Genomic DNA, 4019 nt, shown 5'->3' with positions numbered 1-4019 from the left:
GGAACCGCCGCCCCCCCCCGCCACACCGGCTCCCGGCCGACGCTGATCTCGCTCACCAGGTCGACGAGCAGGCCCTTGCGGTGTTCCCGCAGGTTCTCGGCATGCACCCTCAGATCCAGCGGCTCGGTCACGGACACGGGCCGCAACTGCTCGATCACGTTCTCGGCGTGAACGGAACCGACGGCGGGGAAAGGGAAGCCCTTCGACACCATCAGCTTCATCACGACGGGAAACGTGAGGGTGAACGGGTAGGTCAGCGGCAGTGTGTCGCCGAAGCGCAGCCCGCACACCTTCGTGTACCCGGCCAGGTTGTCCGGGTCCACGCGCAGGCCGCGCAGCACGAGGGTGTCGTCGGGCAGGCTGTCGCCGGAAGCACCCACGACCGGCAGCGCCGAGAGCACCGCCCGGGAGTAGACGTCGAGAGTCGAAGGGCGTGAAGAAAGTTCGACGACAGCCATCACGCCCCCAGCATGGACTGGCCGCACACGCGCACGACCTGGCCGGTGACCGCGCTCGACGCCGGGTTGGCGAACCAGGCGACGGTCTCGGCGACGTCGACGGTCTGCCCGCCCTGCTGCAGCGAACTCATCAGCCGGCCGGCCTCGCGGGTGGCCACCGGGATGGCTGCGGTCATGGCCGTCTCGATGAAGCCGGGCGCGACGGCGTTGACGGTGATGTTCTTCTCGGCCAGCACGGGCGCGGTCGCCTGCACCATGCCGATGACGCCCGCCTTGGACGCGCCGTAGTTGGTCTGGCCGCGGTTGCCGGCGATGCCGGCGATCGACGACACGTCGACCACCCGGCCGCCCTCCTTCAGTGCGCCCCGCTCGACCAGTTTCTCGGTGATCTTCTGGGGGGCGAGCAGATTCACGGCCATGACGGCGTTCCACCGCGCGGCGTCCATGTTGGCGAGCAGCTTGTCGCGGGTGATGCCGGCGTTGTGGACGATGACGTCGGCGCCGCCGTGCCGCTCGAGCAGGTAGTCGGCGAGCTTGTCGCCCGCGTCCGGGGCGGTGACGTCCAGTGCGAGGGAGACCCCACCGACCTTGTTCGCCGTCTGCGACAGGGCGTCGCCGGCCGCCGGCACGTCCGCGCAGACGACGTGCGCGCCGTCGCGGGCGAGTACCTCAGCGATCGTGGCGCCGATGCCGCGGGCGGCGCCGGTCACGACGGCCACCTTCCCCGCGAGCGGACGCTCCCACGATTCGGGCGCCGTCGCGTCGCCGGCTCCGACACGGATCACCTGACCGGAGACGAAAGCGGACTTCGCGGACAGCAGGAAACGCAGCGTGGATTCGAGACCGGAGAGTCCGGTGGCGGCGTCGGGGGAGACGTACACCAGTTGCGCCGTGGCCCCCCGGCGCAGCTCCTTGCCGACGCTGCGGGTGAAGCCCTCGAGCGCGCGCTGGGCGATGCGCTCGTCCACGGAGGACGCCTCCTCCGGGGTGGTGCCGAGCACGACGACACGTCCGCTCGGACCGAGGCCCTTGATGGCGGGCTGGAAGAAGGTGAACAGCTGTTCCAGCCCGGCGACGTCCGTGATGCCGGTGGCGTCGAAGACGAGCGCGCCGTACTCGGTGTCGGCGGGGTCGGCGAAGGGGTAGTCGGACAGCAGCGTGCGGATCGGTTCGACGAGGCGGCCGTTGCCCCCGAGGAGCAGCGGGCCCGCCAGCGGCGGCTGCCCCGGCTCGTACCGGCGCAGCTTCTCCGGCTGCGGCAGGCCGAACTGCTTGGCGAGGAATGCTCCGGGCGCGGACCCGATCAACTGGGCGTAGAGGCCGGGGGCGGTCTTGGTTTCAGCCACGATTCCACCTTCTCTGGTTCGGACGTCGGTATTGTCGGGAGGGGCCGACGATGTGGTGTCGACAATGAACTTACTCGCGAGTAAGAATAGTAGCGAGAGCCCGTACTCACCCCCATCATCCACCAGCATCCCGGGAGACGTCAGTGACCACCACCGCCCGTTCCACGCAGCTGCGCCGTGTCGCAATCCTCGGCGGCAACCGGATCCCGTTCGCCCGGTCGGACCGCACGTACGCCCGCGCCTCGAACCAGGACATGTTCACCGCCACGCTCGACGGCCTGGTGAGCCGGTTCAATCTGCAGGGTGAGCGGCTCGGTGCCGTCGTCGGCGGTGCCGTCCTCAAGCACAGTCGCGACTTCAACCTGATCCGCGAGTGCGTGCTCGGCAGCGCGCTGAACCCCCACACCCCCGCCTGGGACCTGCAGCAGGCCTGCGGCACCGGCCTGCAGTCGGTGATCTCCGTGGGGGACGCCATCGCCGCCGGCCGCATCGAGGCCGGCATCGGCGGCGGAGTCGACACCACCTCCGACGCCCCCATCGGTGTCAACAACGAACTGCGCGAGTTCCTGCTCTCCCTCAACCGGGCCCGTTCGACGGGGGACCGCATCAAGCTGCTCGGCCAGGTCCGGCCGTCGATGCTCGGTGTCGAGATCCCCCGCAACGGCGAGGCCCGCACGGGGTTGTCCATGGGGGAACACGCGGCCGTCACCACCAAGGAGTTCGGCATCTCCCGCGAGGCGCAGGACGAACTCGCCGCCGCGAGCCACCGCAACATGGCCGCCGCCTACGACCGGGGCTTCTTCGACGATCTCGTCACCCCCTTCCTGGGCCTCACCCGCGACGACAACCTGCGCCCGGACTCGACCGTCGAGAAGCTCTCCGGCCTGAAGCCGGTGTTCGGAGTCAAGCTCGGCGACGCCACCATGACCGCGGGCAATTCGACCCCGCTCACCGACGGTGCGTCGGCGGCGCTGCTGTCCTCCGAGGAGTGGGCCGCGGAGCGCAGGCTCCCCGTGCTCGCCTACCTCGTGGACTCGGAAACCGCGGCCGTCGACTACGTCCACGGAGGTGACGGCCTGCTCATGGCCCCCACCTACGCGATCCCGCGCCTGTTGCGCCGCAACGGCCTGACCCTGCAGGACTTCGACTTCTACGAGATCCACGAGGCGTTCGCCTCCGTCGTGCTGGCCACGCTCCAGGCGTTCGAGTCGGAGGAGTACTGCAAGGGCCGGCTCGGCCTGGACGCTCCCCTCGGGTCCATCGATCGCACCAAACTCAACGTCAACGGCTCGTCGCTGGCGGCCGGGCACCCGTTCGCCGCGACCGGCGGACGCATTCTCGCGTCCCTGGCGAAGATGCTGCATGAGAAGAAGCAGGAGACCGGCAAGCCCGTGCGGGGCCTGATCTCCATCTGCGCTGCAGGTGGGCAGGGTGTGACCGCCATTCTCGAGGCCTGAGTCCCGCTTCCCGCGGTCCCGTCCGGAAAAAATCTCGGAAGTCTGTAACGCCCGGGCGGGACCACCGATAAACCAGGCGACCTCGCGTTGCTGCCTGACCCCCGACCTGGCGGCAGCGCGAGGTCTTTCGCTTCTCCGTGCGCGCTCCGGCCGCCCGTCCGATCGGGAGCGCTCGGAATCCGACATTAGGCTGGATACCGAGTGGTGTGCCCGAACCGGGGCGCACCCCGGTGAAAGGACACGGGTGAGCGGCAAGAACGGGACGAACGACCCCGAGGACGGCCAGGACGACGCTCGATCGGTCGTCCCCGAACCGGAGGCTGCGGCTCAGGACGCCGCCGGTGACCGGTCGGAGGCAATCCCCGGGGAGAGCCCCGAGCACACCCCGCCGTCCGTCGCCGACGACGCTGCGCCCGAGCCCGCCCGGTCGGGCCCGGACGCCGAGCCGGCACCGCCGGCGGAGGTACCGCCCTGGGAGGCGCCCACGGCCGTGCTGCCCGTCGTCGGGCCGGCGACGGACCGCACCGACGCCGTCGGGCCGGCGACGGACCGCACCGACGCCGTCGGGCCGGCGACGGACCGCACCGACGCCGTCGGGCCGGCGACGGACCGCACCGACGCCGTCGGGCCGGCGACAGACCGCACTGCGGCCGACGTCGAGACCGAGGTCCTCCCCAGCCTGTCGGACGACGCCGCCCGCGAGCCCGCCGTCGCGGGGGACGCGACCGCCCGCTCGGCGACGCCGTCAGAGGTACCGG

Annotated in this window: 2 protein-coding genes and 2 pseudogenes; 2 read left to right on the top strand and 2 right to left on the bottom strand. The window is 70.9% G+C overall.

Annotated features, from left to right (window positions below):
- Positions 1–458 (bottom strand): annotated as a pseudogene (locus OEY_RS0108780) (dehydratase); the annotation flags it as partial.
- Positions 458–1804 carry a 3-oxoacyl-ACP reductase gene (locus OEY_RS0108775; protein WP_010593512.1) on the bottom strand — a complete coding sequence of 449 codons (1347 nt, stop codon included), beginning with the start codon at positions 1802–1804 and terminating at the stop codon, positions 458–460. The pseudogene OEY_RS0108780 and the gene OEY_RS0108775, both read right to left, overlap by 1 nt.
- A 143-nt stretch (positions 1805–1947) precedes the next feature.
- On the opposite strand from OEY_RS0108775, the gene OEY_RS0108770 reads away from it, so the two are divergent.
- Both OEY_RS0108770 and OEY_RS0108765 read left to right on the top strand, forming a co-directional pair.
- On the top strand, positions 1948–3261 hold the full coding sequence (locus OEY_RS0108770; protein ID WP_010593511.1) for an acetyl-CoA C-acetyltransferase: 1314 nt from the start codon (positions 1948–1950) through the stop codon (positions 3259–3261).
- 244 nt (positions 3262–3505) lie between these two features.
- Positions 3506–4019 (top strand): annotated as a pseudogene (locus OEY_RS0108765) (hypothetical protein); the annotation flags it as partial.

The organism is Rhodococcus sp. P14, from assembly GCF_000256505.1.
GTDB classification, from domain to species: Bacteria; Actinomycetota; Actinomycetes; order Mycobacteriales; family Mycobacteriaceae; genus Rhodococcus; species Rhodococcus ruber.
The sequence above is the reverse complement of the archived record's forward strand: the minus strand, read 5'-3'. Positions and strand labels throughout refer to the sequence as shown.